Origin of the sequence: Anaerotruncus sp. 1XD42-93 (assembly GCF_009917605.1) — a bacterium.
Lineage (GTDB): Bacteria > Bacillota > Clostridia > Oscillospirales > Ruminococcaceae > Anaerotruncus.
Genome location: NZ_QZEG01000014.1, coordinates 1 through 18,595 on the forward strand (window position 1 = coordinate 1; position 18,595 = coordinate 18,595).

The following is an 18,595-nucleotide window of genomic DNA, read 5'->3' on the forward strand; positions in this document are numbered from 1 at the left end:
CGCCAGCTCGAACCCGTTTTTACGGACAGCGCGCTTGAAAGATTTTATCCCATTTCCAACCTCAAAATTGGTGTTTATCTTACCAATCCGGAGTGGACCCGCTATCTGGAGGAAACCGGCGATACCGAAAATGAGCATGGGATTCCGGGAAAGTTCGAGTATATCGTAGATCTTGCCACCGGCGAAAAAACCGAGGTGATCGAAACTTGGGGGGAAGAGATAGATGCCACCTTTCCAATCCAAGACTTTCATATGGCAGCTATACTTCTGGAACATATTTTACAAAAAATGGAAGCACTTGCGATGCGGCAAACGGGAAAAAATGTCACTCTGCTGGAGTCTGCACATGGGATGCGAATAGCGTAAACGCGTCTAAATGCAACTGTAAAATATATGACAGCGCGATCCAATGCCTGGGATATGCAAAATATGTTTATGCCCAGAACAATTCTAAAAAATGGGGCAGTGCGACCAGCTATACTTATAAAACTGATACGGAAGATGAAAAAAACAGGCTGAAGCGGGACTCAAAAAGTTTGTGGAAGGTCTTAAAACAGGTTCCCATATCCGTATAGATAACAAGCATTCGGTCATCGTTACTTCTACAGGAGTGACCGGCTTCAATACCATTGAGGCGAATGCGGACGGTGCAAGCTGTAAAGTTACCACCAGATTACATCGCTATTCTGATATAGTGGAAAAAGGCCAAACCATATCACAGGGTGTCGTGATAGCACCCTGTGATTCTGTGCATAAGAAGGAGAATTTGTAATGAGAAAATATACTATGTTTGTTGGAAAATGGTTACTTTTATTTATTGGGGTTTCCGTACTTACTCTTGTAAATTCAATTTTTGCTTCTATATATAATTATTTCGGTGTTACCTATACACAATATGGCGCTCTAATTTTCTTCTTGAGCCTTGCAATTTTTATCCTGTTCAATCTTAGCATTGGAGTGTTGCTCTGTTTTCTACTCCACAAACTTCCATTTTTTCGGATCTGCTACCGGGTGCTGCCCCGCAAGCAGATTTTTGGGGCCATCTTCGGACTTGCGCTCGGATTTTTTGCGATTGACGCCAGAATCATAAACTTGCCCTATTGGATAGGCAGGTTTTCACCCAATGCGATGAGCTGCCTGTATTGCATAGGCGTTTTTATCGGCTACGAGCTTTTTTCAATGTTTGCGGTTAAGCGGGCGCAATCCCAAATAAAACAGCAGAATCACAGGGTGTCGTGTTAGCGCCCTGTGATCCTGTGCATAAGAAGGAGAATTTGTAATGAAAAAATATATTATGCTTATTGGAAAATTATTGCTTTTGGTTATTGCGGTTTATGTACTTACCTTTGTAAATTCGATTCTTGCGTCTATGCTAAATTATTTTTATGCTACCTATGAGCAATATTATGGTATTCTGTTCGAACTTTTAGGCTGGGCCGCGTTTGCCCTGTTTAACATTGGCATCGGGATGCTGCTCTGTTTTCTGGTACATAAGCTGCCGTTTTTCCGGACCGGTTACCGGGTATTGCCCCGCAAGCAGATCTTTTGGGTGATCTTCGGACTGATACTCGGATTTTTTGCGCTTGGTACTAGGCTCGTAGACTTGCCTTATGGGGAGATGGAACTGATGCTTCGTGTTCCTCTGCGTTTTATATTTCAGCACCTTCCATGTGGGTGGGACGAAATAGCCGCCGTCCCATGGATAGGAAGGTTTTTGCCTCATGAGGGGACCTGCCTGTATTGCATAGGCGTTTTTATCGGCTACGAGCTTTTTTCTCTATTCGCAGTCAAGCAGATGCAATCCCAGAAAGCGCAAGGATGAGGCTGCAATGTTTTTAGAAGAGGTTCCTTTGGATAATACCATCATACCAAAAGGAAAAACGCTGTTGGGCAGGATTCCCCGTCCAGCGGCGTTTTTGGCGGTTTGTACGGGGAATGGAAAAGTCCTCATAAAAAAGAAAAACCCCCTTGGAAATCCTGCTTTAAAAACGCGAAACAGATTCTCAGGGATACTTCTTTGTATCCGGAGCCAGGACAGAGGCGTCGGATTTTCTTGAAATTTGGGGTCAGCGGAGGGGGCATTGGACACTGTCGGCAAACGCAACATGGACGGTGGAAAACTGGTTGGAGAGGTATTCGGATGAGCTGCATTCCACAGAGGGCGTCCCTTTGATGTCGTGCAGGAGGATCGTGAAAGTGACGGTGGTGCCTTCCCCCGGCTGGGAGGAGAGGGTCACTGCCCCGCCGAGCATCCCAATCGCGAGCCTTGCAAGGGGAAGCCCCAGACCGTTCCCGGAGAATGGATGGTCCCCATGTCGGTAGGAGAAATAAGGCTCAAACACTTGGGGAAGGATATTCTCCGGAATGCCCAGACCGTGGTCTGAAATCGAGAAGAGCAGCCGCTGTCCGGCCTGCCGCACCCGTACGCGCACCCGGTTTCCCTCCCGGGTGAACCGGGAACAGTTGGAGAGAATCTGGAGCAGCGCAATCGAGAGGCGGTTGGTATCGCAGGACGCGGGCAGCGGGCCATCCGGAATATCAGATTCAAGGGGGATGCCGTTGCTTTCGAGTACTACCGAGACCGCTCCAAGCAGCTCCCGCAGATATTGATAAAGGTCTGCCGGGCGCGGTGAAAGCGGGGCAACTGCGTTGAACATGCAGGTATAGTCGAAGATCATCCCGCAGCTGCGCAGCAACTGGAACGCGTTCTGGTTGATGGACTCAAAATAAGGCCCGCTCGCCTCGATGCAGTCGCTTCCGGCGGAAGCACAGACATGCATCAGCCCATGAAGCGATGCAAAAATATTGCTCAACGGCAGCCGGTACTGGCTCGAAAAGCTCGAAAGGACCCGGTTCGCTCCCTGGGGATGCAGGCCGGTTCCGCTTGGGGAGGTAAAGACCGGCTGCACCAGATAGCGGGAAGGGTCTCCAGGGGAAAGCGCGGAAAGCCGCACCGCATTCTCCGAGAGCATCCCGCCCGGATTCATGCTGACAAAAAAGCCGCGCGCAGCAATCTCCTTTTTGACCTCGTCCGGGGCATGGCCGTTTAGAAGAAGCTGCACTCCATCTGGAAGCGCAAGACAGGGCATTGCCTGTACCGCGGCGTCGCTTGCCCAGAGGGGCGAGAAAGAACCGTCTGTGATGACGGCGGGGGTATTAGCGGCCTGAAACATACTGGTGATTTGTTGGAAGAACAGGTCGTCCTGCTGCTGCTTCATGTAATATTCCTTTCCGTATCGGGGGTCTTTTGTTATCTTCTCATTCGCTCATTGGGATATGCAGGGGATTTTTGGTGCCGGACGAAATTCGACGAATTCCGACAAATCAATTATAGTATATTACTTGGTGGTTTTCAATAAAAACCCTTACATAAAGCACGCAGGTTTGAAAAAAATAAAAAAAATCGTTTAAACTTTGACAAAGATATTGTAGTTTTTCAGGAATTGGTATAGAATATAACTATCAAAATTACAGGAGGTTGTTTCCAATGGCAATTAAAGTTGGTATTAACGGTTTTGGTCGTATCGGCAGACTTGTTTTCCGTGCGGCTGTTGCACAGCCTGAGAAGTTTGAGGTCGTCGGGATCAATGACCCGTTCATCGATGTTGATTATATGGTCTACATGACCAAGTATGATTCGATGCATGGTCGGTTCGAGGGTGAGGTCTCCGCTAAAGACGGCAAATTCGTCGTCAACGGCAAAGAGATCAAGGTCTATGACAAGATGAACCCGGCTGAGATTCCGTGGAGCGAGTGCGGCGCGGATTATGTGGTAGAGTCTACCGGTGTGTTCACCACCACCGAGAAAGCTTCTGCCCACTTCACAGGCGGCGCAAAGAAGGTTGTCATTTCGGCTCCTTCGGCGGATGCTCCGATGTTTGTCATGGGCGTCAACCAGGACAAGTACACCAAGGACATGAAGGTCGTTTCCAACGCATCCTGCACCACCAACTGCCTGGCACCGCTGGCAAAGGTTATCAACGACAACTTCGGAATCGTTGACGGCCTGATGACCACAGTCCATTCGACTACTGCAACCCAGAAAACGGTTGATGGCCCCTCCAAGAAGGACTGGAGAGGCGGACGTGCTGCCGCGGGCAACATCATCCCCTCGTCTACCGGCGCTGCGAAAGCGGTCGGCAAAGTTATCCCTGAGCTGAACGGCAAGCTGACTGGTATGGCGTTCCGCGTTCCGACTCTTGATGTCTCGGTGGTTGACCTGACTGTCAATCTCGCGAAACCCGCGTCCTATGACGAGATCTGCAAAGCGGTCAAGGCTGCTGCGGAAGGTCCGATGAAGGGTATCCTCGACTACACCGAGGACCAGGTCGTCTCTTCCGACTTCCTCACCGATCCCCATACCTCGATCTTCGACGCCAAGGCTGGTATCGCTCTGACCGACAAGTTTGTTAAACTGGTTTCCTGGTATGACAATGAGTGGGGTTATTCCAACAAAGTTCTCATGCTCATCGGGCATATGGCTGAGGTTGACGCGAAATAAGCAACGGCTGAAGTTTTCAATGAAACAAAAACCCGCTGTACAGAAAACGCTGTACAGCGGGTTTTATGCTTTCGATGAGAAAACAGTGGAAAAAATCTCAATTTGAATCTGCCTGCTATTGAGAAACCAAGGCCTTGGTGCCTTTTCGTTTTATGCCTCTTTGCCTTGCAGAAAATGAATGAGATTTAGCCGCCCATCAGGATATAGATATTGTGATAGAAGCCGGCATATTGACAGAGTCTTAATCGTATAGTATATTAGAATTATCTTAAATACTATAAGGAGGCATTATGGCAACATCAACAAGACTGGCGCGGGTTGGCAGGGAATGTGTGGCTTGTGGGAGCTGCCTGCGGGTTTGCCCAAAAGGCGCGATACGCATTGTGTCGGGTGTGACAGCTCAGATCGACGGCAATATCTGTATCGGCTGCGGAAAATGCACCAGAATCTGCCCGGCAGATGTGATTACGATTGTGCAACGGGGGGCTGTGGAATGAAACGGAACTGGTATGACTACCTTTGGGCCGCAGAGCTTCTCTATTGGGCATTGGGGCTGTGCAATATCCTTTTTGCCTGGTTGGGCATGTTCTTCTTCTTTATCCCCCTGCTAATGGCCGTGATTGGCGGAAACAAAGTATACTGCAACCGCTATTGCGGACGGGGACAGCTCCTGGGGCTGCTGGGCCGCAGACTTTCCCGAAATGTGCCGCCCCCTAGGTTTCTGCGCAGCTACTGGTTCCGCGGCGGATTTCTGGCATTTTTTATGGTGATGTTCGGGCTGATGCTGCGCAGCACCTGGATGGTATTTTCAGGCGCACCGCTGCGGCAGACGGTGACCCTGCTGTGGACGTTCAAGCTTCCCTGGCAATGGGCGGAGGTAGGGATGGTTTCGCCATGGATTGCCCAGTTTGCGTTTGGCTTTTTCGGTGTCATGATGACATCCACTGTTTTGGGCCTTTTCACCATGGTTCTGTTCCGCCCCCGGTCCTGGTGCGTATACTGCCCTATGGGGACGATGACGCAAGGCATTTGCAGACTGAGACAAAAGAAAGAGGATGTTGCTTGTGGAGGAAAGAGCAAAGAAGATTGCAGAGCTGCTCAAAATACTGGCCAATGAACACCGGCTGCTGATCCTCTGTGCGTTGATGCGGGGGCCGTTAGCTGTAGGGGAGATTCACCGATCTACTCCCCATATCACCGCTTCGGCGCTGTCCCAGCATCTGGGGCATCTGCGTATGGCGGGAATTTTGGAGTCCCGCAAGCAGGGGATGCATGTCATCTATGAAATCCGAGATCAACGGGTGACAGCTTTGTTGGAGGCCATCAAAGAGTATTACTGCGAGGAGCAGCCGGAGGACAGCGAAAAAGACAGCGGGTTTGGTCCTCTAGGTAAGCCCTGATCTGGGCAGATGATCTAAGAACCTGTATTCATAATCAGAGGATGCCGGATGGGCGAGGGATTTTGCTGCCCTGCAAGGCGAAAAAACGCAGACAATCCTTTGTGTATTGCAAGATTTTTCAACGCGGCAGGCCGGCAAAAGACCCGCTCAGACGGTGTCGAATGGTTGTGAATACGGGTTCTAAACTAAAGGGGCGGGATGGGTTATACCGGCCCGCTCTTATCCGTTTACATTGCTTTGGTTGGTGGTATCGGATGTAACTCGAGGAGGCAGCTCCCTACCATTCCTTATGAGAACACCACAAAAGTAGCTTGCCGCATTAGGTGAATTATGATATAATAGCTGCAAAGCAGCTATCATACCGGAGCTATGGCCAGGACGATGTGCAGGCAGAGCCTGCCCCCATCCCGATGGCCAATGATATCGCATCGCTTCGCGATTGTGGTATCATAACTACAGGCACGCCATTATACTGGGGTATGGTCCAGCCTGTCAGAGCGCTCTACGCTTTTGACAGAATCAAAAAAACATATACACAATAATGACTGTAAAGGAAAATGAGCAATGTGGAAAGAAAGCTACCGCCTAGGTGTTGAACGGATTGATAAACAGCATCAGAAGCTTTTTAAAATGACTGGCGCTCTGGTCCAGGCAGCGCGAGACGGTGCCGGAGAAGAAACCTACAAGAAAGCGCTTGACTTTTTAAAAGAGTATGTGGTATATCATTTTCAGGATGAAGAGGATTATCAGAGGGCAATCGGCTATAGCAGGCTGGAAGAGCATATCCAGCAGCACCGCGAATTTGCCGGAAAGGTACAGGAATACGAGGAAAAGCTGATCGAAAACGGGTATGACCAGCGGATGACCAAATATCTGGCCGGAACCTTGACTGCATGGCTGATCCATCATGTGGCAGACAGCGACCAGAAGCTGGTGGCCTGTCCGCGCAAGAAGGCGATGCATCATCAGTCCCAGCACTGCACCGGGCTGTTTGCAGAACGGACGGCCGATGTGCTCGAAAAGATGGCGTGCTTTGCCCGCAGCCAGATATCATTGCATGAGACCAACCATTTTGGCGAACTGGGAGATTTCTTTGTTGAAATCGAGCTGTGTGGAGAGCTGCGGGGGAAAGCGGTCTTTGGATTTTCCAAAGAGTTGTCCTTCAGCCTGATTCGGAGGATGATGCTGTTTGATCTGGAGGAGCCGGATGAGCTGATGCAGTCCGCCCTTTGCGAATTAAGCAATATCGCCTGCGGCAGCACTGCGGTTAAGCTGGACCGGCGTGGAATTATTATCCAAATCAAAACGCCTGTTTTTTCCTGTGGATATGAAGGGCCGGACAATGTGGGCGTTCAGATTGACACTGGAACCGGACGTCTGGAGATTGCGGTTTTTCTGGATGAACAGACGTTGGAACGCCGGTACCGCAGCGGCTATCTACGGTTTTCGGACCTCAAAGAGAAAGACAAAAAATGAACAGGACAAAAAATCGCCCCGACTGCATCTGCAACAGCCGGGGCGGTGTTTTATCGTCAGCACCCAAAAACACAGCGCTTATTTTTGGATTGCGGGCAAAAGCCTGACATGCACATCATTCCTCGTTCATCTCGGCTTCCATCTGTTCTTCAAACATGTGTGCGTATTCTTGGGTTTTTCCAGTGATATAGCCGACTGCCTCGAAGTAAGTCTCCAGCATATAGTCCATCGCGCCCTGCGGATCATAGTATGGGTTGACCTGATCGTCATTCTCCGCCTTAGCGTGCAGGTGATTTTGGGTATACAGCAGCGCAAGGTCCTGAATGGTGCGCGAAAAATCAATTCTCCAATCCTTTTTAGACATAGACAAGCTCCCCTTTTAAAATTGATCTTCTAAGCAGCAGCGAAAAGGCTGCGTCCGTCTTTGCGGGCGCCGGGCGTCCCCACCCGGAACAGGTCTTCCGCATCAGAACGGGTAACTGTGCGCGTGGTTCCGCCTGAGACATATACTCTGCCGCATTCCGGACAGATACCGGTATGCAGAACCACACTCTGGGAGACAACCTCCCGCCCATCTTGCCGGGCCTGCGCCTGCTCATGGAACACATGCTCCATCTCGTGGCTGCGCACAACGCTTGCAGCCGCATCCGGGTTGATCTTACCAGGCGTCTTGAACGAAACTCCCGGGTCGGTAGAACCGTCCTGGTATTTCCGGTTTTCGCAGGTTTCACATTTTTCCGGATCCATCAGGTTTTCCGGCTCCTCCTCATCCTCCTGCCCGGGGAGAAGCGGACCAGCCGATTCCTCCTGCTGAACTTCCTCCGCGCCGGACTGCTGCCATGCGAGCGGGTTTGCGCGTCCGCTCATACTGCCGGTGCCGATTTCTCCGCCGGACAGCGCGGGCATACCGGGCATACTGGTGCGCCAGTCTCCGGTGTCCCCCCCTGCGGAAATGCCCGGCGCCCGGTTGGAGGACGGATTCGGTGCGGAGGCCTTCACCTGAACGGGACTCCGCGCCTGCGAGAACCCCTGCCGCATAGACGGTGTGGAAGCCCCTGTTCTGCGCGGAATCGAATTTCGCTGATACAGGGGGAATCCTGCTGCTGACTGAAGAATGCCGCCAGTCATGATAAACTCCCTCCCAGATTCCAGATTTTAAGGTTGTTTTATGTAAACAATTATCTACTTTTCAGTATAAATAAAAATAGCTTGAAATACAAGAGAAAAAGTAAAAAATCTTCCTGCATAATTTTTCAAAAATGGGCCTGTTCCGGGGTTTTGTTTGGGAAGCTTCTGCCGAAAATAGAGGAACGGAAGAATGGTACATATAAAAACAGCAGGGATTCAGAAAATTAAGGATTGCACAAACCAAAATCCTAATATATAATAGTAAAATGGTAGGTGCCGGATATTGAGGCTTCGGCAGGACTGCCCCATTTTACGTCTTTGCTGTTGCAGGCGAAAGGCATAACAAAATAAAATAATAAAGAGAGGGTTTTTCTATGAAAAAATCGATAAAAACGGCCGTATGGCTGCGAGTGATCGTGATTTTTGTGGCATTGGTATTGAGCGCGGTGTTCACCATTACCGGACTGCTCAATATTCGAAGTTCCTCCCTTTCCTCCAAAACGGCGAATGAAATCCACGTGATTGCTCTGTCGGCGGAAAAAGCACATCTGAACTGGATCGAAAACCTCAGCTCTTCGATCAGCTTTGGAACCGAATTCACCGGAAGTACCGACTATACCAGCTGTTCGCTTGGTAACTGGCTTTATCATACCGACCGCACAGCCCTCCCTGATCCCAGGATTGATGCGATCATGAATGAGATCGAGCCGATCCACCAGCGTATCCACTCCTCCGCATCTGAAATCCTCGGCTGTAAGGACACCGACCATGCCAGGGCACAGGATATCTACCTGAACCAGACTAAGGCGGACGTAAACACTCTGCTCGGCAAGCTGGAAGAGGTGATTGCGATCATCAATGAAGTGGTTGTCGATGATGCCCGTCTGCTCCAGAATGCAGAGCTGCAAACGATCACTGTGTTTGTTATCTCGATGCTGATGATCTTTATTGTCTGTATCCTCCTGATCCGCTACATCATGCATAGCGTTGTTTCTCCAATCACCATCATCACCGAATCGAGCCAGAAGCTCGCGAAGGGAGAACTAAATTTCCAGATAGACATCCACAGCGAGAATGAGATTGGCGTACTTGCCGACAGTCTCAACTCCTCGGTAAAGACTTTGAGTACCTATGTAGAAGATATTTCTGACACCCTCACAGAGATTTCGGAAGGTGACCTGACCCGGGAAAACAACCTGCACTATATTGGCGATTTTGTGCGGATTGAACAGTCGATCAAGATTATCCTTGACCAGCTGAATGATATGGTAAGCCGGCTTGCAGCTACCTCGGAAGAGGTTTCCCGTGGCGCGGAGCAGGTCGCAAGCGGTGCACAGTCCCTCGCACAGGGGTCGACCGAACAGACCACCGAGATCGAAAAACTGCTCGAGCGGGTTCATCTCGTCTCCGGGCAGATCGGGGAGAGCGTCCAGAGTGCACGCGATACCAACAGTGCGGTTGCGGCGATGGGAGGACAGATTGATGTTTGCAGCCAGACAATGAAGGATATGTCCGGCGCCATGCAGGAGATCAGCTCAAATTCCAAGGAGATCGGCAACATCATCAAGGCGATTGAGGACATCGCCTTCCAGACCAACATCCTCGCACTGAACGCTGCGGTGGAGGCTGCAAGGGCAGGCACCGCAGGCAAGGGATTTGCAGTCGTGGCGGATGAGGTGCGCAACCTCGCTGCCAAGAGCGCGGAAGCAGCGCAGAGCACGACCGCCCTGATCGAGAAGTCCCTGAAGGCGGTTTCCCGCGGGGTTGATCTGACCGGTTCCACACAGGATTCCCTCGACGCGGTGATTAACGATGCACGCATCGTGACCGACAGGGTCCGTGAAATTTCCGATGCATCCGCCGCGCAGGAGATGTCGGTTTCGGATATCTCGGTCGGCCTCGCGCAGATCTCACAGGTTGTCCAGACCAACTCCGCTACCTCCGAGGAGAGCGCTGCGGCAAGCGAGGAGTTGTTCGGTCAGGCGCAGATCGTGAAAAATCTGGTTGGGCAGTTCAAGATCAAGACAGCTATTGTTTCGGCTGGCCATCGGGCTGAATTCTGATTTCCCATATCCTTTCAGAGGGCGTCTGCCGGTTCAGGCAGGCGCCTTTGTTGTTGTCTGTTCCCCTTCTCGGTTACACCGGGGGGCTTTCTTTTTTCAGAGTCCTTGTTTGCATTCTGGCAGGAGGAGCTGCGAAAGCCTCTCACTGGCCTGGCTGCGAACCGGGCAGCGTTTTCCGCAAGGCTTACCGCTTACTGTTGAAAAAGACAACCATTCTTCCTCTTTAACTGGCCTATAACCGGATCTGTCCCGCCCAGGCCCAGAAAGCCGTATTTGCATGGAAGTGCATTTCCACAAAAAAGGGGGGGAGCTACAAGGTACGCCGGAATGGCCGCCTGAAGCGCTCGCCGTGGTTCGCAGCCTGTACGCTGCGCCCAGCCTGGGCGATAACCGATGCTGCAACTCCACGCTTGCAGCCCGCGCATCCACGGCCCTCTTCCTCGTAATTTTCGAAAAGAGGGGGAAAACATAAAAAGGCCCGCGCCTGTGGAGGCAGGCGCGGGTATTTACGCAACTGAAAGTAGGAAGTTATCTGGAGACTTTTTTGAAAGCAACCGCACCGGCAGCGGCCAGCGTACCGATCCCACCGAGGATCGCGGCTGTGACCATGTCGGAACCACCGGTCGAAGGAACCGGTTTTTTCAGGCTGACCTTCTCAATGACCTCATCCTGCACCGCATCGAGGTCCAGCTCGGTGTCCGAAACGATATAGTTGGTGAGTTTGCGGGTCTTAATGCTCCAACCCTCAATATCATCCCAGTTCTCATAGTAAGTAAATTCGCTGGTGATATCCGAGAGGGTCCCGTCCGGATTGCGGGTGTAGATATAGACGTGTTTCGGGTTCAGGGCATTGTCGGAATCGGTATTCCACGGCACGCCCAGTGTCAGAGTTGCGCGGGAAGTGGAGGGGACGGTCGGTGCGCCGACAAAGGTATAGAACCAGAGCTCTGCGCCTACCGGGTCCGCATATTTGCGATAGATCTCGCTGTCCGCCTTGGTGGAGAGCTTGGCATAAAATTTGGAAGCTTCGCTGCTCGCATCAAACCGGAGGGTCGCCATCTCGCCCCACGAGATATAGTTTTCGTCGTTGGATTCGGGTTTGAAGATAAACCCGTCGCCCGCTTCCGCATCGGCGGAGGAACCCGACATCTCGTCATTGCTGATCCAGAAGGTCAGCTCATATTCCGCGGTGTCGTATGTATCCACCGAAACGCCGTTGTCCACCAGGATATCCTTGTAAACGCTGGTTGCAAGGTCGCCTGCATTGACATATTTGCGGGGCTTGAAGGTCACTTCAACGGTCGCCTTTTTTTCTCCGGCCTCATGGGTGGAGCCGGTGGTGACCTTCAGATAAGCGGTGCGCTTGTCAGGCGTGCTGCCGCCAAGATTCTTTCCGTTGACCAGCTCGACCGATTTGATCAGCGAGCGGCCTTCTCCTTTTTTGGATGCCTTGAAGCTGAACAGGCTTCCATCCCCCAGCTTGTTGATTGCATTGGCATTTTCGCCGCTGTCCTTTACCTGATAGGTGGTGCCATCCCGTTTGGTAAAGGTGATGCTGGAATCCAGGTCTTCAACCGGGATATAATAGGTGCTGTCCGGGCGGACTTCGTCAAATACCAGCCCATTTCCAGAGAGTGTCAGGTCACCATGGCTGTTATACGCATCGGCGGCAAGGGCGGATACCCCCATGCCGGCGACCAGCGCAACGGCCATCACGCAGGAAAGGATTCTCTTCATTCGTAATTTGCCTCCTTTGAAAAATCCAGCTTTGAAATCGTAACCAACAGGGTCCTCCAATCCCTCTCTGTTACGTTTCCAAGTATAACTATTTGTATATTCAATGTCAAGGTATCGTGCTTTCCAAATTATTCATATTGCACTATATATACCTCTGAAAATCCAATATAACCCGTCAATATTGCTGAATTATTCCAATTTCAGGGCCTTTTATGAAAAAGGTTCCTCTATTTCCTGATACATGATATACTTTAAGTATTATTTTCCTTTGCTGCCAGTATTTTTGGAAACGCACAAAACCCCGCTGTGTTACCACAGCGGGGCCTACATTTCCATATACCCACGCACAGGGCGGTTGGAGAGACCCGTCCCGTTTTGGGGGTTGTGTGCGGCTGTCCGGAGGGAACATCCGCATACCCGCAGCTTACAACCGGCCTTGCAGCCTGTTTTCCGCCTCGGGGTGGGCTTGCATATCACACTGTGCCTCCAGCCTCTGTCCCCTCCGGGCCAGACAGCAGCCTTTTGTTGACCACTGTATCCGAAACGCACAAAGGTCTATACAGTGAAACATGCTTCCCGCCGGATCCCGTTGCACAGAACCCGGCTGTTCAATTTGTCGCACGCGAATCCAACTCAGGGTCAGGCTCGCGAGAACTTGTCCGCGTGCCTTTGCTTGCGCTGGGTACGCGGGCGGATGCAGAGCGCCGCTTCCCACTTTCCAGCCGTTCCGAGACTGTTCAGCGCGAACGCTGCCCGAACCCGTCCCGGCTCGGTCCACAGGAGGCGATGCTGTAACCCGGATGGCCAAGCTGTCGGACAGAGCCTCCCAAAAGAGAAAGCCTGTCGTTTACAGCTGCCCGCCCGGAAGCAATCGGTTCTGTCAACGACTGGAACCCTCCGTTCCATTGATTGCTGAACCTATTATACCGCGAATCTGGTAGAAAGTCAATCTATTTTGTAACCGTTTTGTAACTTTTGCAATTTTTTTGTTACCGGTTTGTAATACTTCCCGCAAAGAACGTTCTGGTTCGACCATTTTACAGCTTTTTTCGGGCCTTTAGAAGGGTTCGCAGAGAGGCGCGGGAAAAGATTTATTCCCACATTTCACACTCTGTTCAAAAAGTGATGTTATAATATGCACAACATACGTCTGTGCATATTGTGTCAGGGCGAAAACCGGCGGGACTGGTTTTCGCGCCGGTTCTTAGTGTGTAAGCGGATGGGGCGCCGGCTTCCAACAGGGAAGCCTGTGCGAGAGCTATGATATTTATGGGAGGAGCATTATGATATTAAAACGGTTTTTGGCGATATTCTGTGCATTTGCGGTTCTGCTTGGCGGATGCGGAAAGGACGACTCCGCCCCGGAAAATCCGGAGGATGCCTCTTCTGTTTCGGAATCAGAAGAATCGGTCCCGGAAGAATCGGAACAGGAGTCGTCAGATGAAGGCTCCAAAGAAGAGTCCGAGACATCCGGCGACACTTCCAGTGCAGGGGGAGAAAGCAGCGGAGATGGTGCTTCCAGCGGGGAGGAAAGTACCCCGGTTCCGGAGCAGCCCAAGTCCCCGCCGCGCGTCTCGCTCTCCAACCGCATCATTGAGCTGGGCGAGGTTCTGGTTTTGCATATCTCCAATGTGGAAAGCTCAGAGGTCGTTGCGGACACCGACCTGCCGCACAACTCCCTGTTCTATCCGGATGGTGATGGGTTGACCGTCCTGCTCCCGATCTCCTATAATGAAGCGCCCGGCAACTATACCCTTTCGATTCAGGCGCGGGATAAGACCTTCGACTATACCATTATGGTTGTTGACCGGGAGTTTGAGGTTCAAAACCTCACGATTTCTGAGGACACCGTCGGTGCGACCGATACCGCCGAGGCAAACCAGGAGTGGGAACAGAAGATCGAGCCGCTTAAGATGCTCGCAAGCCCTGATAAATACTGGGAAGGACCGTTCATGCAGCCGGTTCAGGGGGAGATCACCACTGAGTTTGGCAGCATCCGCTATACCAACGGTTCGGCCTCCTCGACCCGGCACAGCGGCATCGACATCGCAGCCGCCCAGGGCACATCAATTGCAGCCGCCAATAACGGGAAAATCCTTTTTGCGGATTTCCTACAGCTCACCGGGAATACGGTCGTGATCGACCATGGGTTTGGCCTCAAGAGTTTCTATTATCATATGGATTCCCTGAATGTGAAGGAAGGGGATATGGTTCAAACAGGGGATATTGTCGGTACGGTTGGCTCCACCGGCTATTCGACCGGGCCGCATCTCCATTACAGCCTCCTGGTAAACAACGTGTTTATCAACCCGTGGACTGCGTTTGAACATGGGATTTGATCCCGCGAAGCCGCAGTTTCTGCCGCTCATCTGCCTATGTTAAAACTGCCCGGGATACTTGATGTATCCCGGGCGGTTTTTCTGCGTCCACCCTCTGCCCGCGGGAAACCCACCAGGTTCCCGCCCTTCAAACGGCCCAGGGAGGTCTTTTTCCGGTCAGTCCAGAAGGGTAAGGGTGATTTCGTATTTGGAGTCGAGCGCATTCTGAAGCTCAGCGTCCTTTTTATATTTTGCGATTGCCGCAGAAGATTTTGCGGTCGGCTGGAGGGTGCCCGCACCGGCGACGCATCCGCCCGGGCAACCCATCCCTTCCAGCAGGTAACCATTATATTTGCCGGCTTTGGCGAGCATAAGCATCTTTTTGCACTCCTGTAAGCCCTGTGCGGAAGCGATCTTGACTTCCCGGCTGGGGTCAAGCCGCTTGACCGCGTCGGCAACCGCCTGCGCGACCCCGCCGCTCACCGCGAATCCGCGTCCGGCGCCGGTCGCCTCAAGCAGCGGCTTGTTCGCCTCGCAGGATTTGAAGTCCACCCCTTTCGCGACCACCATCCCCATCAGTTCCTCGAAGGTCAGCACAAAATCGACGTCGCTGCGGATGGTGCGGCGGCTCGCCTCCAGTTTTTTGGCGGAGCAGGGGCCGATGAACGCAACCTTGCAGTTTTTGTGCTCCTTCTTTTGCAGGCGGGCGGTCAGGACCATCGGGGTCAGCGCCATGGAGATGTAGGGCGCGAGGTCGGGGAACAGCTTCTTTGCCATGACCGACCAGGACGGGCAGCAGGAGGTTGCCATAAACGGCTGTTCGCTTGGTACAGAGCGCATGAAGTCCTTCGCTTCCTCGATCGTGCAGAGGTCTGCGCCAATCGCAACCTCAACCACGCTGTCGAACCCGAGCTGCTTCATCGCGCTGTTGAATTTTTCCGGGGTGAGGTCGGGCCCGAGCTGCCCGAGGAAGGCGGGCGCGACGATCGCAATCACCCGGTCCCCCTTCTTGATCGACTGGATCAGCTGGAAAATCTGCCCCTTGTCCGCGATGGCACCGAACGGGCAGTTGACCAGGCACATCCCGCAGGAGACGCATTTGTCATAGTTGATGGTGGCGCGTCCATGTTCGTCCGAACCGATCGCATCCATGCCGCAGGCTTTGGCGCAGGGGCGCTCGAGCTTGAGGATCGCCCCATACGGGCAGACATCCTTGCAGCGGCCGCATTTGACGCATTTGGACTGGTCGATTACCGATTTGCCGTGTTGAATCGAGATCGCACCTTTGGGGCAGACCTCCTTGCAGGGATTTTCCAGACAGCCCTGGCAGGCATCGGTCACATGGAATTTTTTATCCGGACAGGCGTTGCAGGCGAATTTGATAATATTAATCAGCGGCGGATCGTAATATTTTTCCGCGATTGCGCTTTCATCGATTCCCTGCGAAAGCGGTGCGTGTTCATCTACCGGGCGCAGCGGCAGGCCGATTGCAAGACGCAGGCGCTCGCCGATAATCGCCCGCTCCAGAAAGATCGAATCCCGATAGCTGGCGATCTCCCCGGGCAGGATTTTATAGGGCAGCTCATCAATGCGGGAATAGTCCCCGCCCTCGTAGGCGAGGCGCGCGACCTCGGTAAAGACCTTGCGCCGTATATCGGTGACAGAAGAATAGATACCTCTCATACAGTCTACCTCATTTCCAGACAGTTTTTTTGGTGTGCGGCCAACGGCTTGTACCGGTTGTAGAACATGGCGAAACACTCCAAAGTGAAGAGTAGTACAAATCGGCGGTTTTGTCAAGAAATACCGGGCCTTTTCAGAAGTTTCCCCGGAAATTCATGCAAGCGGGCGGATGCTGATTTCCCCCCACCGGAGCGTCTCCTCCCGCCCGTCCGGATAGCGGACGGTCAGCCCCCCGTCATCCGCGACCGAAACGGCACGCGCGGTACGGGGCGGGACCCCCTGCCCACAGATCTCGATCTGCCTGCCGAGCGCGGTCGACCGCCTCCGGTATTCATCCAGGTACGAACGGGCGGGGAAATCCTCCGCAAAGAAAAACAGATGGCGCAGGATGGCGGCAGCAAGCTCGTTGCGGGTGGCACATGGGCGCCCGCTTCCGAAGAGGGAACAGGCAATCCCGTCCAGCTCGGGGGGGAAGGGGGCATCGGTGAGGTTAAGCCCCACCCCGACGACCACTGCTTCGACTGCGCCGCTCTCAAACGCGGTGATCCCCTCGGTGAGGATGCCGCCGGCCTTTTTTTTGCCGAGCAGCAGGTCGTTGACCCACTTGATCCCAAGCTGGATGCCCGTGGTTTCCTCGACCGCCAGACAGACCGCAACCGCTGCCGCGATGGTGACCAGCACCGCATCCGCCGAGCCGATTTCAGGGCGGAGCAGGACGCTCATATAAAGCCCGGCGCCGACGGGAGAGAAAAACGTACGCCCCAGCCGCCCGCGGCCCTCGGTCTGCCCGCTGGCAAGGACGGTGGTGCCATGGGCAGCGCCCTCGATGGCCAGTTTTTTGGCGGCCTGATTGGTCGAGGGGAGGCTCTGTTCCAGAAAGAGCGGGAGGTTGAACGGGAGGCGGGAGCGGATCCCCTCGGCGGAGAGCAGGTCGGAGTCCGGGTCGAGACGATAGCCCCTGTTCTGGACAGCCTCAATCCGGTATCCCTCTTTTTTGAGCTGGTTGACCGCCTTCCAGACCGCAGCCCGCGATATGTTCAGCTCCTGGGCGATCTGCTCCCCCGAAAGGGACACGCCGCGGCTCTGTTCGAGCAGCCGCAGGATGGTTTGTTTTGCAGCAGGCATAGGTCCTCCCGGTCACTCGGACAGGCGGATTACGTCGAGGTCGTAGGGGACGAACAGCTGTCCGTGATAATACACCCTGCCCTCGGCGGTGTAAAGCGCCTGCCGTTGTTCATAGTTTTTGTCCTCGGTGTGCCAGAGCACGAGATTGGGGACGCCGAGCCGCTCCGCAAGCTGGCACGCGTCCTTGACTGTGCTGTGGTGCTTCTCGTAGGGTTTGAACCGTTCCCGTTCCCCGTACAGGCAGAACGCCTCGCTTAAAAGCCAGTCACACCCCGCGACATACGGCTCGCAGAGCGGGTTGTACGGCTCATCTCCCAGGCAGGTGAGCCGCCCTGCGCCGGGCAGTCGGAAGGTAAACCCGAACTGCGGGGCCTTGGTCGAGTGGATGTCAAAAAAGACAGTTTCGCAGCCAAGGAGGTTGAGAAGGTCGCCATCCGCAACCGGGACGAGCCAGATCCGCTGGTCGAACAGGCTGGTGAATTTTTTTTGCAGGGTAAAGCCGCAGATCGCCCGGATCGGCTCGACCAGCCCGGCGTGGCAATAGATCCGGAAATCCCCGTCATAGGCCCCGCTGCGCATCAGCGTCGCAATCCTGCGCACCACCCAGACCACCCCCAGCAGATGGTCACAGTGCTCATGGGTGACAATCATGTGATGCAGCCGGCTGTAGGCGATCCCGGCCGCTTCCAGGCGCGCAAGGATACCGTTTCCGCCTCCGGCGTCGGTCAGGAGAACCCCTTCTTCGGTGTCAATCGCGAAACAGGTATTGTAACATTTGGTGCACATGGCGTTTCCGGTGCCGAGGACGATCAGCTGTTCCATCTCTGTCCCAGTCCTTTCCGAGGCGTTCAGGACGGTTCGCCATTCCCTTTCCATGGCTGAACTGTCGGTAGTTCGATTATAGCGTTTTTCGCGCATTTTGTAAACACCGATACGGTTTTTACAGCTCGTTTTTCCGGAAAAACGTCCAAAACAGAGGGGGATTCTGTGCGGATTTCAGAGGATTTTATGAATAATTATGCATAAGCTGGAGAAAATACCGAAAATCTATTGACTTTTCAGACGCTCTATGCGATTCTATACCAAGAGGTAGTTTCCCTGTGACGTCAAAGCCAGAGGTTGTGCGAAACGGCGCTTTGGCGGCAAGTAGCTTGAGATGGAGGG

The 18,595-nt window shown here is 53.1% G+C and carries 18 protein-coding genes; 11 read left to right on the forward strand and 7 right to left on the reverse strand.

The annotated features are described in order from the left end of the window. From D5269_RS07395 to D5269_RS07410, 4 genes are all read left to right on the forward strand, one after another. On the forward strand, nucleotides 1-366 hold a 366-nt coding region (locus tag D5269_RS07395), incomplete at its 5' end, for a hypothetical protein (protein WP_158604896.1). Between the two features lie 405 nt (nucleotides 367-771). Then, nucleotides 772-1,242, forward strand: a complete 471-nt coding sequence (locus D5269_RS07400) for a hypothetical protein (protein ID WP_016315777.1) — start codon at nucleotides 772-774, stop codon at nucleotides 1,240-1,242. Between the two features lie 37 nt (nucleotides 1,243-1,279). Further along, on the forward strand, nucleotides 1,280-1,822 hold the full coding sequence (locus tag D5269_RS07405) for a hypothetical protein (RefSeq protein ID WP_016315778.1): 543 nt from the start codon (nucleotides 1,280-1,282) through the stop codon (nucleotides 1,820-1,822). 7 nt (nucleotides 1,823-1,829) lie between these two features. Beyond that, nucleotides 1,830-2,057, forward strand: coding sequence for a hypothetical protein (locus D5269_RS07410; protein WP_022788392.1), 228 nt, complete (start codon nucleotides 1,830-1,832; stop codon nucleotides 2,055-2,057). A gap of 9 nt (nucleotides 2,058-2,066) precedes the next feature. Here D5269_RS07410 and D5269_RS07415 read toward each other — a convergent pair whose 3' ends face one another. Then, nucleotides 2,067-3,218, reverse strand: a complete 1,152-nt coding sequence (locus D5269_RS07415) for a sensor histidine kinase (protein ID WP_016315779.1) — start codon at nucleotides 3,216-3,218, stop codon at nucleotides 2,067-2,069. A 269-nt stretch (nucleotides 3,219-3,487) separates the two neighbouring features. Here D5269_RS07415 and gap point away from each other — a divergent pair, with 269 nt between their 5' ends. From gap to D5269_RS07440, 5 genes are all read left to right on the forward strand, one after another. After that, complete coding sequence (gap, locus tag D5269_RS07420) at nucleotides 3,488-4,501, forward strand: type I glyceraldehyde-3-phosphate dehydrogenase (protein WP_016315780.1); 1,014 nt, start codon at nucleotides 3,488-3,490, stop codon at nucleotides 4,499-4,501. 290 nt (nucleotides 4,502-4,791) lie between these two features. After that, nucleotides 4,792-4,998: a 4Fe-4S dicluster domain-containing protein gene (locus D5269_RS07425; RefSeq protein WP_016315781.1), complete on the forward strand. Its 207-nt coding sequence runs from the start codon at nucleotides 4,792-4,794 to the stop codon at nucleotides 4,996-4,998. Then, complete coding sequence (locus D5269_RS07430; RefSeq protein WP_120484526.1) at nucleotides 4,995-5,618, forward strand: 4Fe-4S binding protein; 624 nt, start codon at nucleotides 4,995-4,997, stop codon at nucleotides 5,616-5,618. Before D5269_RS07425 ends, D5269_RS07430 begins: the two co-directional genes overlap by 4 nt. After that, a complete protein-coding gene (locus D5269_RS07435; protein WP_016315783.1) occupies nucleotides 5,566-5,901 on the forward strand; it encodes a metalloregulator ArsR/SmtB family transcription factor in 336 nt (111 codons plus the stop codon). The genes D5269_RS07430 and D5269_RS07435 overlap by 53 nt, the downstream gene beginning before the upstream one ends. A gap of 564 nt (nucleotides 5,902-6,465) precedes the next feature. Continuing rightward, entirely contained in the window at nucleotides 6,466-7,377 is a 912-nt protein-coding gene (locus D5269_RS07440) for a bacteriohemerythrin (protein WP_120484527.1), read from the forward strand. Between the two features lie 115 nt (nucleotides 7,378-7,492). Here D5269_RS07440 and D5269_RS07445 read toward each other — a convergent pair whose 3' ends face one another. Beyond that, nucleotides 7,493-7,741: a hypothetical protein gene (locus tag D5269_RS07445; RefSeq protein ID WP_120484528.1), complete on the reverse strand. Its 249-nt coding sequence runs from the start codon at nucleotides 7,739-7,741 to the stop codon at nucleotides 7,493-7,495. Nucleotides 7,742-7,770: 29 nt separating this feature from the next. Continuing rightward, on the reverse strand, nucleotides 7,771-8,505 hold the full coding sequence (locus tag D5269_RS07450; protein ID WP_016315788.1) for a hypothetical protein: 735 nt from the start codon (nucleotides 8,503-8,505) through the stop codon (nucleotides 7,771-7,773). A gap of 374 nt (nucleotides 8,506-8,879) precedes the next feature. On the opposite strand from D5269_RS07450, the gene D5269_RS07455 reads away from it, so the two are divergent. Further along, nucleotides 8,880-10,568, forward strand: coding sequence for a methyl-accepting chemotaxis protein (locus D5269_RS07455; protein WP_120484530.1), 1,689 nt, complete (start codon nucleotides 8,880-8,882; stop codon nucleotides 10,566-10,568). 528 nt (nucleotides 10,569-11,096) lie between these two features. Here D5269_RS07455 and D5269_RS07460 read toward each other — a convergent pair. After that, nucleotides 11,097-12,305: a hypothetical protein gene (locus D5269_RS07460; RefSeq protein WP_120484532.1), complete on the reverse strand. Its 1,209-nt coding sequence runs from the start codon at nucleotides 12,303-12,305 to the stop codon at nucleotides 11,097-11,099. Between the two features lie 1,283 nt (nucleotides 12,306-13,588). Here D5269_RS07460 and D5269_RS07465 point away from each other — a divergent pair. Then, on the forward strand, nucleotides 13,589-14,644 hold the full coding sequence (locus tag D5269_RS07465) for a M23 family metallopeptidase (RefSeq protein WP_166545153.1): 1,056 nt from the start codon (nucleotides 13,589-13,591) through the stop codon (nucleotides 14,642-14,644). A gap of 156 nt (nucleotides 14,645-14,800) precedes the next feature. Here D5269_RS07465 and D5269_RS07470 read toward each other — a convergent pair whose 3' ends face one another. The 3 genes from D5269_RS07470 to D5269_RS07480 all read right to left on the reverse strand — a co-directional run bounded on the left by D5269_RS07470 (nucleotide 14,801) and on the right by D5269_RS07480 (nucleotide 18,253). Further along, the gene (locus tag D5269_RS07470) at nucleotides 14,801-16,306 is read right to left on the reverse strand and encodes a 4Fe-4S dicluster domain-containing protein (RefSeq protein WP_120484535.1); all 1,506 of its coding nucleotides are present in this window, start codon (nucleotides 16,304-16,306) and stop codon (nucleotides 14,801-14,803) included. 153 nt (nucleotides 16,307-16,459) lie between these two features. After that, on the reverse strand, nucleotides 16,460-17,431 hold the full coding sequence (locus tag D5269_RS07475) for a biotin--[acetyl-CoA-carboxylase] ligase (RefSeq protein ID WP_120484536.1): 972 nt from the start codon (nucleotides 17,429-17,431) through the stop codon (nucleotides 16,460-16,462). 12 nt (nucleotides 17,432-17,443) lie between these two features. Then, nucleotides 17,444-18,253 carry an MBL fold metallo-hydrolase gene (locus tag D5269_RS07480; RefSeq protein ID WP_120484557.1) on the reverse strand — a complete coding sequence of 270 codons (810 nt, stop codon included), beginning with the start codon at nucleotides 18,251-18,253 and terminating at the stop codon, nucleotides 17,444-17,446. Nucleotides 18,254-18,595 lie beyond the last annotated feature (342 nt).